Below are 17,670 nucleotides of genomic sequence, written 5' to 3'. Positions count from 1 at the left end.
GGTTGGCGCCGCATGGTGAGCAGGCTGTCGGCGTCCGACGCAACGTTCTTCCACTTGGAGAACACCTCGACCCCGATGTATGTGGGGTCGCTGGCGATCTTGCGCAAACCCCGTGCCGGACTGAGCTATGAAACGCTGCTGGCGACCGTCGAACAGCGGCTGCCGCAGATTCCGCGCTACCGGCAGAAGGTGCGTGAGGTGACGTTGGGGCTGGCCCGGCCGGTCTGGGTCGACGATCGTGATTTCGACATCACCTATCACATCCGCCGCTCGGCGCTGCCGTCGCCGGGCAGCGATGCGCAGCTGCACGACCTGGTCGCCCGGCTGGGCTCGCGTCCGCTGGACAAGACCCGTCCCCTGTGGGAGATGTACCTGGTCGAGGGGCTCACCAAGAACCGCATCGCCATCTACACCAAGACCCACCAGGCGTTGGTCAACGGGATGACGGCCCTGGAGATCGGCCATGTGATCGCCGACCGTACCCAGAAGCCGCCGGAGTTCGGCGAGGACATCTGGATTCCGGCCCGCGAACCCAGCGACCGGCAGTTGGTGCTTGGCGCCATCGGGGAGTGGATCGCCCGGCCGACCAGCCAGCTGGCCGCCGTCCGGGAAGCGGTCTTCGATCTGGCCACCAACAGCGGTGAGCTGGCGGCAGTCGGTCGGCGGGTGGCCGATGTGGTGCGCACCGTGGCCCGCGGTACCGCGCCGAACAGTCCGTTGAACACCACGGTTTCGCGCAACCGCCGGTTCTCGGTGGCCGAGCACCGGCTGGAGGACTACCGGTCGGTGCGCGCCCGCTACGACTGCGACATCAACGACGTGGTGCTCGCGGTGGTGGCCGGGGCGCTGCGCAACTGGCTGCTGTCCCGCGGAGAGCCGGTCACGCCCACCACCACGGTGCGGGCGATGGCGCCGATGTCGGTGTATCCCGACGCCGAACTGGATTCGACCGCGCCCGGGCAGGCGATCAGCGAGGTGTCGCCGTTCCTGGTCGACCTGCCGGTAGGGGAGGGCAACCCCGTCGTGCGGCTCTCCCAGATCGCCCACGCCACCGAATCGCATTCCACCGCGGCCAGCCTGGTCGACGCGCGCACCATCGTCACGTTGTCGGGGTTCGCCCCGCCGACGTTGCACGCCATGGGAATCCGCGTGGCCACGGGTTTCTCGGCCCGGTTGTTCAACCTGCTGATCACCAATGTTCCCGGCGCGCAGAAGCAGATGTACGTGGCCGGGACCAAGCTGCTGGAGACCTATGCGGTACCGCCGCTGCTGCAGAATCAGGTGCTGGCCATCGGCGTGACGTCCTACAACGGCATGCTGTATTTCGGGATCAACGCCGACCGGGACGCCATGAGCGATGTCGACGTACTGCCCAGCCTGCTGCGCGAATCGCTGGAGGAATTGCTCGACGCAGCCAGATGAGCGCCGACATCCGCCCACGGCGCGGTCCGCGCAGCAACGGCACTGCGCGCACCTAGAATTCGCGCATGAGTGCAGCGTCGAATGACGGACCGGCCGGCGGGCAGAAGCGCAACGGCAAGCCGAAGCTCTCGAACAAGGTCTATGAGGCCGAGTTGTTCCGGTTGCAAACAGAGTTCGTCAAGATGCAGGAGTGGGTGCGGCACACCGGCGCCCGCATCGTGGTGGTGTTCGAGGGCCGCGACGCCGCGGGCAAGGGCGGCACCATCAAGCGGATCACCGAATACCTCAGTCCGCGTATCGCCCGGGTGGCGGCGCTGCCCGCGCCCACCGAACGCGAACGCGGGCAATGGTATTACCAGCGCTACATCGCGCATCTACCCGCCAAGGGGGAGATCGTGTTGTTCGACCGGTCCTGGTACAACCGGGCCGGTGTGGAACAGGTGATGGGTTTCTGCACGCCCCACGAGCATCAGCTGTTCCTGCGGCAGACACCGATCTTCGAGCAGATGCTGCTCGAAGACGGGATCCTGTTGCGCAAGTATTGGTTCTCGGTATCCGACGATGAGCAGCTGCGCCGATTCCGGTCGCGCAAGGACGATCCGGTCCGGCAGTGGAAGCTTTCGCCGATGGATCTGGAATCGGTGTACCGCTGGGAGGACTACTCGCGGGCCAAGGATCAGATGATGGTGCACACCGACACGCCGCAAAGTCCTTGGTACATCGTCGAATCCGACATCAAGAAGCATGCCCGGCTCAACATGATGGCGCATCTGCTGTCCACCATCGACTACCACGACGTCGAGCGGCCGGATGTGACACTGCCCGATCGACCCGTGCTGACGGGCGACTACCGGCGCCCGTCGCGGGATCTGGCGCGATACGTCGACGACCATGTCGCGACCCTGATCGGGGACCGCGAGTAGAACACCGCTCCCGACGGCTAGTCTCGCGGGGTGCGCGTGTACATCCCGGCGACTCTGGCCGGCCTGCAGCAGCTCGTCGCCGACCGGTTCCTGCTCGTGACGAACGGGACCGCGTTCGCGGTCACGCCGACACTGCGGGAGGCCTACGCCGAGGGCGACGACGACGAGCTCGCCGAGGTGGCGCTGCAGGAGGCGGCATTGGCCTCGCTGCGCCTGCTGGCCTCCGGCGGTGATACCGGGCTGCCGCCGCGACGGGCGGTGGTGGTCGCCGAGGTGGCGTCGGCGACGCCGCGGCCCGATCTCGACGACGCGGTGGTGCGGCTGTCGGGGCCCGTGCCCATCGACGACATCATCGCGGTCTACGTCGACAACGCCGCCGCCGAATCCGCTGTGCTCGCGGCAGTGGAGGTGATCGATGACGCCGACCTGGGCGACGAGGATGCCGAGCTCACCGTCGGAGACGCCCAGGATCACGACCTGGCCTGGTATGCGTCGCAGGAACTGCCGTTTCTGCTCGAACTGCTGTAGCTACGGCGGAGCAGCCGGGAAGAGGGGAAGCCGAATGCGACATCTGCGCCTGGCTGTTGTGCTGTCCGTCGTTCTCGCGGGTGTCGCGTGCTCGTCGGGCGGCGGACAGTCGGCTTCGAGCAGCGCGCCCCCGCCTGCGGGACCGCCACCGGCCCAGCCGCGCCCGGCGCCGACGCCCGGGCAGAAGGCCCCCACCCAGGTGGAGTTTCGCAACGTCCGGATCTTCGACGGGCACAGCGACAAGCTCTCGGCACCGTCGAACGTGCTCGTGACGGGCAACCGCGTCCAGAAGATCTCGACGGAGGCGCTGCCTGCCGGACCGGACACCACGGTGATCGAGGGTGGCGGCCGGACCTTGATGCCGGGTCTGATCGACAACCACTGGCACACGATGCTCGTGCGGCCGCCGGTGACACAGTTGACGACCGCGGATCCGGGGTACCTGAACCTGTTGGCGGGTGCCGAGGCGAACGACACTCTGATGCGTGGGTTCACCACGGTCCGTGATCTGGGCGGTCCGAGTTTCGGTCTCAAGCGGGCCATCGACGAGGGTGTCGTCAACGGTCCGCGGATCTTCCCGTCTGGCGCCATCATCACGGTGACCAGCGGCCACGGTGACTTCCGCACACCCGCCGACCTGCCGCGCACTGCGGGCGGTCCGGTGTCGCGTCAGGAGGAACTCGGTGCCTCCGTGGTCGCCGACAGCCCCGACGAGGTGCGGATGCGCACCCGTGAGCAGCTGTTCCAAGGTGCATCGCAGATCAAGCTGACGGCCGGGGGTGGCGTGTCCTCGCCGCACAGCCCGATCGACGTGATCACCTTCACCGAACCCGAGGTGCGCGCGGCGGTCGAGGCGGCCACCAACTGGGGAACCTATGTCACCGTGCACGCCTACACACCGGCCACCATCACGCAGGCGATCCGCGCCGGGGTCACCTGCATCGAGCACGCCCACCTGATGGATGACGCGACCGCCAAGGAGATGGCCGACAAGGGCGTCTGGTTGAGCACCCAGCCGCTGCCGGAGGAGATGATCCGCGCGTTTCCGCCCGGCTCGGAGGAGGCTGCCAAGGCCAAGGAAGTGATCGACGGCGTGGTCAACGTCTATCAGCTGGCCCGCAAGTATCACCTCAAGACGGCGTTCGGCACGGACATCCTGTTTTCCCCGCAGCTGGCGCCGCAGCAGGGTGCGCTGCTGGCGAAACTGGGCACGTGGTTCTCCCCGGCCGAAGTTCTCACGATGGCCACGGGTACCAACGCCGAATTGTTGGCGATGTCCGGCAAGCGCAGTCCGTACAGCGGCAAACTGGGTGTGGTGGAGCCGGGCGCGCTCGCCGATCTGCTGCTGGTCGACGGTGATCCGCTGAGCAATCTGCAGTTGGTTGCCGATCCAGGCCGCAATTTCAAGGTCATCATGAAGGACGGCAAGGTCTACAAGAACTCCCTGGTCTCGTAGTCGCCGAACCGGTTGATGTGGAGGAGAATCAAACCCATGATTTATGCCGCTCGCCGGATGCTACGACTAGCTACGGCACCGTAAGTTACGGTACCGTAGGTTGTCATGGCCAAGAACTCCATCAAAGTCTCGGCCAATGTGGCCGACACCATCCGTCCCACTGTCGCGGGTGCCAAGGAGCGTCCCGGCTGGCATGCTCTGCGCACCATCGCGGGCCGGATCACCACACCGCTGCTGCCCGATGACTACCTGAAGTTGGCCAACCCGCTGTGGTCGGCCCGCGAGCTGCGCGGACGGGTCGTCGAGGTACGGCAGGAGACGCCCGACTCGGCGACGCTCGTGGTCAAGCCGGGCTGGGGATTCTCGTTCGACTACGAGCCCGGACAGTACATCGGCATCGGCGTCCTGATGGATGGCCGGTGGCGCTGGCGCTCCTACTCGCTGACCTCCGTGCCGGACAAGCATCCGATCGCCGGTCAGCGGACCATCGCCATCACGGTCAAGGCAATGCCCGAGGGCTTCCTGTCCAGCCACCTGGTCAACGGACTCGCGCCCGGCACCGTGGTGCGGCTGGCCGCCCCGCAGGGTAACTTCGTCATGCCCGATCCGGCGCCGGCATCGGTGCTGTTCCTCACCGCCGGTTCCGGCATCACTCCGGTGATGTCGATGCTGCGCACGCTGGTGCGTCGCGATCAGATCACCGACATCATCCATGTGCACTCCGCACCGACGGAGGCGGATGTGCTGTTCGGGAGCGAGCTCGCCCAGCTGCACGACGCGCATCCCGGTTACCGGCTGCATCTGCGCAGCACCCGCACCGAGGGGCGGCTCGATCTGTCCCGGCTCGCCGAGGTGGTGCCCGACTGGCAAGAACGCCAGGCTTGGGCGTGTGGGCCGGAAGGCATGCTCAACGACGCCGAAAAGGTCTGGGCGGCGGCCGGGATTCCCGAACATCTGCACCAGGAACGGTTCGCGGTGTCGCGGGCCGCGGTGCATGGTGTAGGTGGCACCGTGACGTTCGAGCGCAGCGGCAAGTCTGTCGAAGTCGACAGTGCGACGCCGTTGATGGACGCGGGCGAACAGGTCGGCATCCGGATGCCCTTCGGGTGCCGGATGGGTATCTGCCAGTCCTGTGTCGTGGGTCTGGTCGGCGGACATGTCCGCGACCTGCGTACGGGTGTCGAATATGAGCCCGGCAACCGGATTCAGACCTGTGTTTCGGCGGCTTCCGGCGATTGTGTACTCGACGTTTAAGCTTTACTGACTGGTAACCTACGGCATCGTAGGTTACGCTACCGTAGGTAAGAGAGAGGAGGCTGACGATGGCTATCACCGACGTTCCCGCGTTCGCGCATCTGACCGATGCCGATATCGAGAACCTGGGCATCGAGCTCGATGCGATCCGTCAGGACATCGAAGACTCCCGTGGTGAGCGCGACGCGCGCTATATCCGCCGCACCATCGCCGCCCAGCGCGCCCTCGAGGTGTCGGGCCGGTTGATGCTGGCGGCGAGTTCGCGCCGTTCCGCCTGGTGGGCAGGTACCGCAACTTTGGGCGTGGCCAAGATCATCGAGAACATGGAGATCGGCCACAACGTCATGCACGGCCAGTGGGACTGGATGAACGATCCCGAGATCCACTCCTCGTCGTGGGAGTGGGACATGAGCGGGGCGTCCAAGCACTGGCGGTTCACCCACAACTTCATGCACCACAAGTACACCAACATCCTGGGCATGGACGACGATGTGGGCTACGGCCTCATCCGGGTCACCCGCGATCAGAAGTGGAAGCCGTTCAACCTGCTCAACCTGTTCTACAACACCATGTTGTGCACGTTGTTCGAGTGGGGTGTGGGGCTGCAGCACCTGGAGCTCGGCAAGATCTTCAAGGGCCGCGACAACCGCAACGCCACGTTGATCAGGGTCAAGGAATTCGGCATCAAGGCCGGCCATCAGGTGGCCAAGGACTATGTCGTCTGGCCGGCGCTGACGGCACTGTCGCCCGGTGCGACGTTCAAGTCCACCCTGAAGGCCAACGCCGTGGCCAACATCATCCGCAATGTGTGGGCCAACGCCGTGATCTTCTGCGGCCATTTCCCCGACGGCGCGGAGAAATTCACCAAGACCGACATGGTCGGTGAGAGCCGTGGCCAGTGGTATCTGCGGCAGATGCTGGGCAGCGCCAACTTCGAGAACGGCCCGGTGCTGCGGTTCATGAGCGGCAACCTGTGCCACCAGATCGAGCATCACCTGTACCCGGACCTGCCCAGCAACCGGCTCTACGAGATCTCGATCCGGGTCCGGGCGCTGTGCGACAAGTACGACCTGCCCTACACCACGGGTTCGTTCCTGGTGCAGTACGCCAAGTCGTGGCGCACCATCGCCAAACTGTCTCTGCCGGACCGGTTCCTGCGGGACACCGCCGACGATGCGCCGGAGACTCACAGCGAGCGGATGTTCCTCGAGCTCGACGCCGTGGATGGCGGATTCGGCCAGACCGATCCCGTCACCGGGCGCCGTCGCGGCCTCAAGACCGCGTTCGAGACGGCACGCGAGTGGCGTCGTGAGCGCCGGGCGGCCAAGCGCGCCGCGTAGCTGAGACGTCGACACTGCGGTGAGATCGCGGTCCCTCCGGACCGACGGTCTCACCGCAGTTGTCGTTTCCGGTTGAAGTGGACCGAACTGTCCGGTTTACAGTTGGGTGGTGTCCGAACAGCAGCCGGTGGCGCGCCGACGGTTGACTGCCCGCGGCGCCGCCACCCGCGGCAGGATTGTGGCGGCGGCCGCGGAGTTGATGTACGTCAAAGGCGTCGCGGCCACCACCATCGACGAGGTGCTCGCGGCCAGTGCGGCCAGCAAGTCGCAGTTCTACCAGCACTTCGAGGACAAGTCGGAGCTCGTCTACGAAGTCATCACGCTGCAGGCCGGTGAGGTGCTGTCCTGGCAGCGGCCGCGGCTGGAGAAGGTGGACACGCTGCGGGGTCTGGACCTGTGGCGGGACGCCATGGTCCAACGGTGCGCGCTGCGCCGGGGATTGTGGGGCTGCGAGTTGGGGTCGCTGGCCGCCGAACTCTCGGACAGCGACGACCGTGCCCGCGTGGCCTTGGCGCAACACTTCGCCCAGTGGCGGGATCTGCTTGCCGACGCGCTGGGACGTATCCGCGACACCGGGGTCCTGCGCGCCGACATCGACACGAAAGACTTGGCCACCGGCTTGCTCGCCGCGGTCGAGGGTGGCTACCTGCTGTCGCAGACCGCGCACGACCCCCGCTTGATGCAGTCGGCGCTCAACCTGGCCATTGCCCAGATCAAGTCGTATCAGACTGGCGCGCAGGCGGTTTAGTGGCCGCCCTTGCCGCCGCCGGTCGGAGGTGCCGGGGTCACGACGTGCGTCGGGGTGAACAGGTTCCCGCCGCCGGGGCTGATGCTCTTCTCGGTGGGCTCCACGCTCGGTGCCGTTGTCGTCGTCGTGGTGGTCGTCGTGGTCGTCGGCGTACTCGGGGCCTTCTCGCCTGACGTGCCGCAGGCCGCGGTGAGTCCGCCCAGGGTGACCAGGGCTGCCAGGCCTGCGGTTGCGGCGAGTCGGCGGGGGAATCGGCCTGTGGTCATCTCGATGTCCTGTCTCTTGGCGAGCTCAACGAAATTGAACTTTATCGTCCAGTTTGCCTGTGGTCAACGTGACTAGCAGCTGGTATGCGGATGATCACGCGAACGCGCGGACGAAGGAGTCCAAGCTGTGAGGATTCCAAGCAACCGTGCGACGTATTCCCAGAGTCTTGACAGCTATCCCACATAACCTCAGTCCCTCACTGTGAAACGTCTTGGAGGATGGGATGAAGAAGCTGGTTGGTATGGCTGCCATAGCAATCGGTACGTCGGTCATTCCGGTGGGAATCCTGGCGACCGGCGTGGCATCCGCCGATGACTACGCGGGCAAGACCTACGCCGACGCGCAGTCGGCACTGTCCGATGCCGGGATGAAGGGCGTCATCGCCACCCGCTCCGGGGACACGCAGCCCGACGACAAGTGCGTGGTGACCAGCTCGGAGAAGGCGCCGTGGATCAAGGGCGACAGCTTCGCGCCGGTCACCGATACCGTGCTGCTCAACCTGAACTGCAGCGCCAGTGTTGCCACGGCGACCCAGCCCGGTAACTCCGCGGCCAGCCCCGAGGGGCGCGCGGCGATCGAGGCGGCGCAGCAGCAGGCAGCCCAGGACCAGGCGCAGGCGGCTGAGGACACCACCAAGAAGCACTGACCGGTACCTGACAGCGCCGGCTGCGTCACGGCCATTCGACAGGCGAAATTCAGGTTTCCTTCAGTACGGCCAGCAGGCGCCGCGCCGCGGCGACGCGGTTCGCGGCCGGGCCGGACAGCTGATCCAGCGCGCACTCGGGATCCGCGGGCGGGCCCATGTGCCCGCAGCCGCGAGGACAGTCGACGATGGTCTCGGCCAGGTCGGAGAACGCGAGCAGCACGTCGTCGGGTTCGATGTGGGCGAGTCCGAACGAGCGGATCCCCGGGGTGTCGATCACCCAGCCCTCGCCGTCGAGCGGCAAGGCCACCGACTGGGTCGACGTGTGCTTGCCCTTGCCGACACCCGACACCTCGCCGGTCGCGCGATCTGCCTCGGGCACAAGGCGATTGACCAAGGTGGACTTACCTACCCCGGAATGGCCGAGGAACACCGTCACCTGGTCACCGAGCAGCGGAGCGACCGCGTCGAGCGGATCGTCGCGTCCGGCGTTGACGATGGTCAGATCCAGGTCTTCGAACTGGGCGGCGAACGGCTCCGGCGGCGCCAGGTCCGACTTGGTCAGGCACAGAATCGGTTTGAGCCCGCCCGCATAGGCCGCGATCAGTGAGCGCTCGACGAAGCCCGTGCGCGGCGGCGGGTCGGCCAGCGCCACCACGATGAGCAGTTGATCGGCGTTGGCGACCACCACCCGCTCGGTGGGGTCCGTGTCATCGGCCGTGCGGCGCAACACCGTTCGTCGTTCACCGCGCCGCACGATGCGGGCCAGGGTGTCGGGGCGCCCGGACAGGTCGCCGACGACGTCCACGTCGTCGCCGACCACGATCGGGGTGCGGCCCAGTTCGCGGGCCCGCATGGCCGTGACGACGCGATCCGGATCCCGGTCCAGGGCGCAGCCCCACCTGCCGCGGTCGACGGTGACCACCATCGCCGAGCGGGCGTCGGCATGTTCGGGTCTGGTCTTGGTGCGCGGGCGGGTGCCCCGACCCGGCCTGATGCGCACGTCGGATTCGTCGTAGTCCCGAAAATTGCCGCCCCGTGGGCTCAAATCAGTTGTTCCCCCCGTGAACCCGCCAACATGGCGGCCCACATCCCCGGAAAGTCCGGCAGGGTCTTCGCGGTGGTCTCGATGTTCTCCACCTCGACACCTGGCACCCGCAACCCGATGATCGCGCCTGCGGTCGCCATCCGGTGATCGGCGTAGGACCGCCACACCCCACCGTGCAGCGGCCTCGCGGTGATGAGCAGGCCGTCCTCGGTCTCGGTGCACTCACCGCCCAGCCCGTTGATCTCGGTGCTCAGTGCCGCGAGCCGATCGGTTTCGTGCCCGCGCAGATGGGCGATACCGCTGAGCCGGGAGACCGATCCCGCCGCGGCGAGCGCGGCCAGGGCGGCCACCGTGGGTGCCAGCTCGCCGACATCGTGCAGATCGGCCTCGAACCCGCCGTAGCTTTCGGCGCCGGTGACTTCCAGGCCCGAATCACCTTGGCGCACAGTCGCATTTACCTTTGCCAGCAGGGCCAGGATGGTGTCGGCCGGCTGGATGCTGACCTGCGGCCAACCGGCGATGCGAACCGTGCCGCCGGTCACCAACGCCGCCGCCAGGAACGGGGTGGCGTTGGACAGGTCGGGTTCGATGTGCCAGGCGCGGGGCGCGACCGGGCCGGGCTCGACCCGCCACTGGTTGGTCACGCTGTCGTCCACCGTGACGCCGGCGTCGCGCAGCATCGTCACGGTCATGCTCACGTGAGGGGCCGAGGGCACCGATGTGCCCGTATGCACGATGGCGAGGCCATCGGTGAACGCCGCACCTGAGAGCAGCAGGCCCGACACGAACTGCGAGGACCCGGAGGCGTCGATCCGGACGGTGCCGCCGGCCACCGCGCCGCGACCCCGGACAACGAACGGCAGGCTGTCGCCGTCGATGTGGACGCCAAGCTCACCCAGCCCGTTGAGCAGCGGCGAAATCGGGCGAGCGCGGGCCTGCTCGTCGCCGTCGAAGGTCACGCTCGCGGTGCTCACGGCCGCCAGCGGAGGAACAAACCGCAACACGGTGCCCGCCAGCCCGCAGTCGACGTGGGCGTTGTCGGCGGGGGAGATGCGCCCGCTGACGGTGAGGCTGGTGCCGTCGCCCGCGCTGTCGTCGACCGTAACGCCGAGCGAGCGGATGGCCTCGATCATCAGGTCGGTGTCGCGGCTGCGCAGTGCGCCGGCGATGGTCGACGGTCCCTGCGCGGTGGCCAGCGCGGCCAGCACCAGCGCCCGGTTGGTCAGCGACTTGGAGCCGGGAACCGTCACGGTGGCATCGACCGGGCTCGTTGTCGCGGGGGCAGGCCAGTTCGTCTTCTGCTCCTCGCGTCCGCGTGTTTGCACAGCTACATCCTGCCTTGTCCGCGAGTTCTGCAACCATGGGCTCCATGTGTGGACGTTTCGCGGTGACCACCGATCCGGCGCTGTTGGCGCAGAAAATCCAGGCCCTCGATGAAAGCGCGGCAAGTGCGGCGGCCTCCGGTGACAAGGATCTGGCGGGTCCCAACTACAACGTGGCGCCGACCACGACCATCAGCAGCGTGGTCAAGCGGCACACCGAGCCCGACGACGAATCGACCCGTCGAGTGCGGTCCATGCGCTGGGGATTGATCCCGCCGTGGGTCAAGACCGCCGAGGACGGTGGACCGGACAACAAGGGGCCGCTGCTGATCAACGCGCGCGCCGACAAGGTGACCAGCTCACCGGCGTTCCGGAACTCGGCGAAGAACAAGCGCTGCCTGATCCCCATGGACGGCTGGTATGAGTGGCGGCCCAATGCCGCCGAGGCCGGCAAAAAGGTGAGCAAGACCCCGTTCTACATGTACGGGGCCGACGGCGAGCCGTTGTTCATGGCAGGCCTGTGGTCGACGTGGCGCCCGCACGGCGCACCCAAGGACGCGCCGCCCCTGCTGAGCTGCACCATCATCACCACCGACGCCGCCGGGCCACTGGCCGAGATCCACGACCGGATGCCGCTCTCCGTGAGCGCATCGGATTGGGACCGCTGGTTGGATCCGGACGCGCCGATCGACGAGGGCCTGCTGCGCGGCCATGGCGACCTGGACCGGATCGCCATCCGGGAGGTGTCTCGGCTGGTCAACAGCGTGCGCAACAACGGCCCCGAGCTCATCGAGCCGGCCAAGCCGGAACCTGAAGAGGCGGGATTGTTTTGACCGGGTCGATCGACCCCGGCCCGCTCGAGCCCGCAGTGGTCGACGCGATCGGGGCTGACCTGCGCGAGGCCGGCTACACGATCGACGGGGTGGCCGAGCTGCTGGGCGAGCAGGCCAACGCGGCGCTCGGGCGTGGCGTGTGGTGGCCGGTGTTGCGGGCGACGCGTGCCGCCCCCGCCGCCCGGCGGCGGCTGGCGGTGTTGATCCGGCTGTTCCTGCTGGGTGCCGACGAGCCGCACGAGCAGGTGCAGGCAGCGCTGCCGTCGACCCCATTGGCGACGCTTGCCGCCAACGGGGTGCTGGAGATGGCCGGCCGCGGCGCGGTCCGGGCGGCACTCGACATCCGCCCGCACAGCGACGGCGTTCGTGAGTTCTACGTCGTGTCCGATCAGGACGCGGCCCTGCGCAGCGGGGCGCTGCGCCACGATCACGTGCTCGGCATCGGTGGAGCGTCGCTGTCGCTGGCCCGCGCGGTCGTCCGCAGGCCGGTGGGCCGGGCACTGGATCTGGGGACGGGGTGCGGCATCCAGGCGCTGCACCTCGACGCACACTGCGCCGAAATCGTCGCCACCGACACCAACGACCGTGCGCTCGCCCTCGCGGCGGCCACGGCCAGGATCAATGGCATGGCCTGGAACCTGCGCAGCGGCAGCCTGTTCGAGCCGGTGGCAGGGGAGCGGTTCGACCTGATCGTCTCCAATCCGCCGTTCGTGGTGGGCTCCGGTGCCCGCGACTACATCTACCGTGACTCGGGAATCGCCGGAGATGCGTTGTGCCGGAGCATTATCGAACAGGTGCCCGATCATCTGACACCCGGCGGCACCGCTCATATCATGGCCAATTGGATTGTGCGCGACGATGACTGGCGCGATCGGGTCCGCGGCTGGTTGGCGGGCACCGGGCTGCACGCGTGGGTGGTGCAACGGGAGCTCGCAGATCCGGTCAGTTACGTATCGCTGTGGCTGGCCGATGCCGGTGAGACCCCGGAGCAGGCGGCGCAGCGGGGCGGGCAGTGGCTGGATTGGTTTGCCGAACAGGAGATTACGGGGATCGGCGTGGGGATGATCTCGCTGCGGGTGCCCCGCATCGGCGAAGCTCCCGAGCAGATTCTGGAGGAGATCACCGGCGCCGACGAGCTGGTGACGGGTTCGGAAGTGGAGGCGTTCTTCGCCCGCCGGGCGTATCTGCACGGCACCCGCGACGACGAGCTGCTGGCCGCCCGGCTCTCGACGGCGCCGGTGTTCCTGGAGGAGCAGTTTCTGCCGGGCCCCGAGGGCTGGCAGTCGCTCGGGGCCGCGGTGCGCCGTCCTGGCGGCCCCGGCGCCGTCATCGGTGTGGACGAGGTGCTGCGGGCGCTGATGGCAGGCTGCCGGGGTGAGGTACCGCTCGGAGCCCTCATAGAACTGCTCGCGGCGCATCACGGGGTCGACGCCGAGGCGCTGGCCCAAGCGGCGTTGCCCGAGGTCCGCGAGGCGATCGGACGGGGCATCCTCTACCAGGCGGACTGACGCGGGTCACCGTCAAACCGGCGTGACCGAGGATTTCTCGGTACTGATAGAGTTTTCCTCATGGCTGGGTCTGATACCCCGTCGCTGCGCTCGCGGACATCGCGGGCGGGCAGTGTGGACGCGCGCGGCCGGCTGTTGGCGGTGGCCCGGCGGCGGTTCGCGGCCGACGGCGCGCTCGGTCCGACGCTCGACGAGGTACGGCGCGAGGCGCAGGTCAGCGTCGGCGCCCTCTACCACCACTTCCCGGACAAGCCCGCGCTCGCGGCGGCGGTGTACGCGCAGGTGATGGCCGAATACCAGGCCGCATTCCTCGGCGCACTGCGGGAGCAGGACAGTGCCGAGGAGGGCATCCGCGCAGGTGTCCGGCAGCATCTGGAATGGGTTGCCGCACATCGCGGTGAGGTGCGCCTGCTCCTCGGCGACCGGTTGGACAGCGCTGAGCTGCAGGAGGCCAACCGGGCCTTCTTCGCTGCGATCCGCGACTGGTGGCGTCCCCATCACACGTACGGAGCGCTCCTGGCCATGCAGCCGGGGGTGACGGCCGCGTTGTGGCTTGGCCCGGCCCAGGAGTACGCCCGCTACTGGATCGACGGCGAGGAGGCCGAGATCGAGGCCGGGATCATCGAGACGTTCGCCGATGCGGCGTGGGCCGCGTTGCGCGCCAAGCCGATCGAGGAGGATGACCAGTGAGTCTGTACCGGGACATGATCGCCGACGGAGATGCACTTCAGGCACCACCGCGGGTGCGCGTCGAGCGCCGCGACGACCGCGCGGTGGTCACTCTCGACGAGCCGGGCAGACTCAACGTGCTGTCCGCCCCGCTGGTTCGGCAGCTGCGGCGGGTGCTGGAAGATCTGGTGTCCGACAACGATATTCGATCCGTCGTGCTGACCGGCACCGATCCAGGCTTCAGCGCGGGTGGCGACCTGCGGATGATGCGCGCGGCCGTGCAACGCCAGAACGAGGCCGAGGGCACCGCGGACGTCTGGCGGTGGATTCGCCGGGAATTCGGCGGCATCGCGCGGCTCATCGCCGGGTCCGACACGATCTTCGTGGCCGCTCTCAACGGTCCGGCGGCCGGGGTCGGCCTGGCCTGGGCGCTGACCTGTGATCTGGCCATCGCCAGCGAGCGGGCCGTGATCGTGCCGGCGTTCGGACGCCTTGGCCTGATTCCGGAGGTGGGCACCAGCTGGGCGTTGACGCGTCGGCTCGGGTACCAGGGGGCGCTCGCCTATTATCTGCGCGGCGACCACATCGATGCGCAGACGGCGCAGCGCCTCGGGCTGGTCCACGAGGTCGTGCCCCACGAGCAGTTGCTCGCGGTGGCCGATGAATGGTGTTCGCGCGTCGCGGCACTGCCGCCGCACGCGGTGGCGATGACCAAGCCGCTGCTGCGTGCCGCCGCCGATACCGGCTGGAACGACGCCCTCACGCTGGAGGAGTTCGCCGAGCCGACGTGCTTTACCACGGGCGCCTTCGCCGACAGCGTCGAAACCCTGCTGTCCGGCCGGGCCCCTTCGGACTAGCCCCGCCGCACCGCCGCCACGCCCCGCCGCGCGCGCTCGCGAGTGGCCACTTGTGCACGGATTCCGCCGGATCAGCGTGCAATAACTGGCCGCTCGACGTCGGGTGAAGGCGGCGCTACCCGCGTCGACGCGCCGTGGCGATCAGGTACGGGCTGTCGAACACCACCTGGCCGGTGTCCTTGACATGGCGACCGAACGCGGACTCGAAGGCGCCCAGCAGCGCACTGCGCTGCGCGTCGTCCAGGCGGCTCAGCATGTTGACGTGCATCGGTGACTCGTTGGTCAGAAAAGCCATTGCGGCGGGCAGTGATTCGAACAGCCAGGTATGGCTGCCGGCTCCGATCGTGATGTCGTCGAAGCTGTCGGCGAGCCGCGTCCGCAGCACGTCGACCCGGCCCCATTGATCCGGGGAGTGGCCTGAATCCGGCGGCGGCCCCAGCGTTTCGACGATCGGGGTGAAAAATGGGCTGTCCGCGTCGGGGATCCACGACGAGAAACCGAAGATGCCGCCGGGCCGCAGCAGTCGAGCCACCTCGGCGACCAGGCTATCCGGCTCGACGAAGATGATGCCCATGTTCGACACCACCACATCGAACTCGGCTGTGGGCAAGCCGGTGTGCGCGGCATCGGCCACCACCCAGTCAACGGTGTCCGCGCCGGGTTTGTCCTGCGCGATCGCGATCAGTTCGGCGGTGAGGTCCACCCCGGTGGCGAGGCCTCCGGCAGCGGCCGCCGCGAGAGCCGCGCTGCCGGTGCCGCAGGCAAGGTCGACCACTGTCGCGTCGCGCAGCGGGCGGGTGCGATCCACGGTGGCGACCACCTGGGCCGCGATACCTGCGATGCGTTCACCGACAGCCTCGTAGCGGCCGGCTGCCCAGTCTGTGGAAGTGGGATCTGGCATGCCATGAGCGTACCCGGCGTCGAATGGCCAGTTGTGGCACGGATTTTCGTGCTGGGCGTGCCGGAACTGGCCAGTCGGCGGCGACAATCAGGGCTGGACGTAGCCCGGAGGGTTGGGCGTGTCGACCCACAGGTCCACTCCGAGGTCGGAGCCGGGAACACAGTCGTACACCGAGAGGTCGGTGACGCCGCTGGCGAGCAGCACGTCTTCACACAGCAGGCTCTGCCCGGTGTATTCGCGGGCGTCCTGGGTGAAGACCGTGTAGGCGGCATCGGCGTAGACGGCGGGTTTGCGGGCCCGCGCCATCGCCTCGTCCCCGCCGAGCAGGTTCTGCACCGCGGCGGTGGCCACCAGGGTGCGCGGCCACAGCGTGTTCGAGGCGATGCCGGCTTCCCGCATCTCTTCGGCAATACCCAACGCGCACAACGTCATCCCGAACTTGGCCATCATGTAGGCGGTGGGCTTGAGCCACTCCGATTCCAGGCGGACGGGCGGCGAGAGAGTGAGGATGTGCGGGTTCTCCCGGCCCTTCATGTGCGGGATGCACGCTTGTGACACGGCGTAGGTGCCGCGGATCTGGATACCGTTCATCAGGTCGAAGCGCTTGAGCGGCACATCTTCGATCGAGCCGAGGTTGATGGCCGAGGCGTTGTTGACGCAGAGATCGATGCCGCCGAACTGTTCGACGGCGGCGGCGACCGCGGCGGCCACCGAGTCACCGTCGCGAACATCTCCGACGATCGGCAGGGCTTGGCCACCGGCCTCCTCGATCTCCTTGGCAGCGGTGTAGATCGTGCCTTCGAGCTTGGGGTGAGGTTCGGCGGTCTTGGCGACCAGCGCGATATTGGCGCCGTCGGCGGCGGCCCGCTTGGCGATCGCCAGGCCGATACCGCGGCTGGCGCCGGAGATGAACATGGTTTTTCCAGACAACGAGGTGTTTGCCATGGGGCCACGATATGCGCCGGGTGGTCCCGGGCGGTCACACTTGCCGATCAGCGGTGAGCCCGTGCAGCGCCGCCAGAACGTTGGTGATCACCGCTGACTCGTTGCCCGCCAGTCGCGCGGCCACCAGATCGACCCCAAGGGTGTCCGGTCCCAGCGGCACGTAGGTGACTCCGGCGATGTCCAGCGCCGCGGTCGGGGCGGGCACGATCGCGACTCCGAGCCCGGCAGCGACCAGGGTGATCAGGGTCGAGGTCTCGGATACCTCCTGGCGGATGGTGGGGGTGTACCCGGCGTCGGCGCACACCGCCGCGACCAGGCTGCTCATCACCGACCGGCCGTGTCCCACATGCCCGACGAAGGTGTCGTTGCGCAGGTCGCCGACGGTCAGTTCGTCGCGCCCGGCCAGCGGATGATCGGCAGGCAGCGCGACCAGCAGCCGGTCCCGACGCACGGTCTCGGTGGCCAGCCCCTCACCGTCCACGGGTGGGCGCAGCAGCGCCAGGTCGATGTCGCCGGCACGCACGGCGCTGAGCTGGGCGGGGGCCAGCATCTCGCCGCGCACGCTGACTTCGACACCGGGCAGGGACTCGCCCAGCGTGCGCACCAGGCGGGGGAGCAGTGAGTAGGTGGCCGAGCCGACGCAGCCGATCGCCACCCGGCCCTCGACTCCCGCGGCGATGCGCCGGGCCTGGGTACCGGCCTCGTCGACGGCGTCGAGGATCTCGACGGTGCGTTGCAGATAGGCCCGCCCGGCCGGGGTGAGCTCGACGATGCGGGTGGTGCGGGTCAGCAGCGGGACGCCGAGTTCGCGTTCGAGCTGACGGATCTGTTGGGACAGCGGCGGCTGGGCGATGTGCAGGCGTTCGGCGGCTCGCCCGAAGTGCAGCTCCTCGCCGACGGCGCGGAAGTACCGGAGGTGACGCAGCTCCACAGATTAGGAGGCTACACATATTAATAGCCCGAATCTAGGTATTTCAGAATATCGGTCCAGGTGCCTACCGTCGAA

The 17,670-nt window shown here is 67.9% G+C and carries 18 protein-coding genes; 12 read left to right on the top strand and 6 right to left on the bottom strand.

Translation table 11 applies throughout. From position 1 onward, the window contains the following. The first annotated feature begins 12 nt into the window (after positions 1–12). From BTO20_RS25955 to BTO20_RS25925, 7 genes are all read left to right on the top strand, one after another. Complete coding sequence (locus tag BTO20_RS25955) at positions 13–1,422, top strand: WS/DGAT/MGAT family O-acyltransferase (RefSeq protein ID WP_087078893.1); 1,410 nt, start codon at positions 13–15, stop codon at positions 1,420–1,422. A gap of 65 nt (positions 1,423–1,487) precedes the next feature. Next, entirely contained in the window at positions 1,488–2,345 is an 858-nt protein-coding gene (gene ppk2 / locus BTO20_RS25950) for a polyphosphate kinase 2 (RefSeq protein WP_087078892.1), read from the top strand. A 30-nt stretch (positions 2,346–2,375) separates the two neighbouring features. Continuing rightward, on the top strand, positions 2,376–2,873 hold the full coding sequence (locus BTO20_RS25945; protein WP_087078891.1) for a DUF6912 family protein: 498 nt from the start codon (positions 2,376–2,378) through the stop codon (positions 2,871–2,873). Positions 2,874–2,907: 34 nt separating this feature from the next. Continuing rightward, the gene (locus BTO20_RS25940; RefSeq protein WP_087078890.1) at positions 2,908–4,329 is read left to right on the top strand and encodes a metal-dependent hydrolase family protein; all 1,422 of its coding nucleotides are present in this window, start codon (positions 2,908–2,910) and stop codon (positions 4,327–4,329) included. Between the two features lie 105 nt (positions 4,330–4,434). After that, positions 4,435–5,583: a ferredoxin reductase gene (locus BTO20_RS25935; protein WP_087078889.1), complete on the top strand. Its 1,149-nt coding sequence runs from the start codon at positions 4,435–4,437 to the stop codon at positions 5,581–5,583. Positions 5,584–5,651: 68 nt separating this feature from the next. Next, a complete protein-coding gene (locus tag BTO20_RS25930) occupies positions 5,652–6,923 on the top strand; it encodes a fatty acid desaturase family protein (RefSeq protein WP_087078888.1) in 1,272 nt (423 codons plus the stop codon). Between the two features lie 109 nt (positions 6,924–7,032). Continuing rightward, a complete protein-coding gene (locus BTO20_RS25925) occupies positions 7,033–7,671 on the top strand; it encodes a TetR/AcrR family transcriptional regulator (RefSeq protein ID WP_087082678.1) in 639 nt (212 codons plus the stop codon). Here BTO20_RS25925 and BTO20_RS25920 read toward each other — a convergent pair. Beyond that, positions 7,668–7,937 carry a hypothetical protein gene (locus BTO20_RS25920; protein WP_087078887.1) on the bottom strand — a complete coding sequence of 90 codons (270 nt, stop codon included), beginning with the start codon at positions 7,935–7,937 and terminating at the stop codon, positions 7,668–7,670. The two genes, BTO20_RS25925 and BTO20_RS25920, sit on opposite strands and share 4 nt — an antisense overlap. 224 nt (positions 7,938–8,161) lie before the next feature. Between BTO20_RS25920 and BTO20_RS25915 the strand changes: the two genes are divergently transcribed. Next, positions 8,162–8,584 (top strand): PASTA domain-containing protein, encoded by a 423-nt coding sequence (locus tag BTO20_RS25915; RefSeq protein WP_087078886.1) that lies wholly within the window; start codon positions 8,162–8,164, stop codon positions 8,582–8,584. Positions 8,585–8,633: 49 nt separating this feature from the next. On the opposite strand, the gene rsgA is transcribed toward BTO20_RS25915, so the two are convergent. Together rsgA and aroA are read right to left on the bottom strand one after the other, a co-directional pair. After that, positions 8,634–9,629 (bottom strand): ribosome small subunit-dependent GTPase A, encoded by a 996-nt coding sequence (rsgA, locus tag BTO20_RS25910; RefSeq protein WP_087078885.1) that lies wholly within the window; start codon positions 9,627–9,629, stop codon positions 8,634–8,636. Then, positions 9,626–10,954: a 3-phosphoshikimate 1-carboxyvinyltransferase gene (aroA, locus tag BTO20_RS25905; protein WP_087078884.1), complete on the bottom strand. Its 1,329-nt coding sequence runs from the start codon at positions 10,952–10,954 to the stop codon at positions 9,626–9,628. The genes rsgA and aroA overlap by 4 nt, the downstream gene beginning before the upstream one ends. Positions 10,955–10,998: 44 nt before the next feature. Here aroA and BTO20_RS25900 point away from each other — a divergent pair, with 44 nt between their 5' ends. From BTO20_RS25900 to BTO20_RS25885, 4 genes are read left to right on the top strand one after another with little or no spacing between them, the layout of a single operon-like run. Beyond that, positions 10,999–11,784, top strand: coding sequence for an SOS response-associated peptidase (locus tag BTO20_RS25900; protein WP_198344067.1), 786 nt, complete (start codon positions 10,999–11,001; stop codon positions 11,782–11,784). Continuing rightward, on the top strand, positions 11,781–13,292 hold the full coding sequence (locus BTO20_RS25895; protein ID WP_087078882.1) for a DUF7059 domain-containing protein: 1,512 nt from the start codon (positions 11,781–11,783) through the stop codon (positions 13,290–13,292). The genes BTO20_RS25900 and BTO20_RS25895 overlap by 4 nt, the downstream gene beginning before the upstream one ends. Positions 13,293–13,352: 60 nt before the next feature. Then, a complete protein-coding gene (locus BTO20_RS25890) occupies positions 13,353–13,982 on the top strand; it encodes a TetR/AcrR family transcriptional regulator (RefSeq protein ID WP_087078881.1) in 630 nt (209 codons plus the stop codon). Positions 13,983–13,996: 14 nt separating this feature from the next. Beyond that, positions 13,997–14,818, top strand: coding sequence for an enoyl-CoA hydratase/isomerase family protein (locus BTO20_RS25885; RefSeq protein ID WP_087082676.1), 822 nt, complete (start codon positions 13,997–13,999; stop codon positions 14,816–14,818). A 115-nt stretch (positions 14,819–14,933) separates the two neighbouring features. Here the strand turns inward: BTO20_RS25885 and BTO20_RS25880 are convergent, their stop codons facing one another. From BTO20_RS25880 to BTO20_RS25870, 3 genes are all read right to left on the bottom strand, one after another. Further along, positions 14,934–15,719 (bottom strand): class I SAM-dependent methyltransferase, encoded by a 786-nt coding sequence (locus BTO20_RS25880; protein ID WP_087078880.1) that lies wholly within the window; start codon positions 15,717–15,719, stop codon positions 14,934–14,936. A gap of 87 nt (positions 15,720–15,806) precedes the next feature. After that, positions 15,807–16,664 carry an SDR family oxidoreductase gene (locus BTO20_RS25875; protein ID WP_087078879.1) on the bottom strand — a complete coding sequence of 286 codons (858 nt, stop codon included), beginning with the start codon at positions 16,662–16,664 and terminating at the stop codon, positions 15,807–15,809. A gap of 34 nt (positions 16,665–16,698) precedes the next feature. Further along, the gene (locus tag BTO20_RS25870; protein ID WP_087078878.1) at positions 16,699–17,595 is read right to left on the bottom strand and encodes a LysR substrate-binding domain-containing protein; all 897 of its coding nucleotides are present in this window, start codon (positions 17,593–17,595) and stop codon (positions 16,699–16,701) included. Positions 17,596–17,670: the final 75 nt, after the last annotated feature.

Origin of the sequence: Mycobacterium dioxanotrophicus (assembly GCF_002157835.1) — a bacterium.
GTDB lineage: Bacteria > Actinomycetota > Actinomycetes > Mycobacteriales > Mycobacteriaceae > Mycobacterium > Mycobacterium dioxanotrophicus.
Note: the sequence above shows the minus strand (reverse complement) of the source record. Positions and strands in the feature narration are given on the sequence as shown.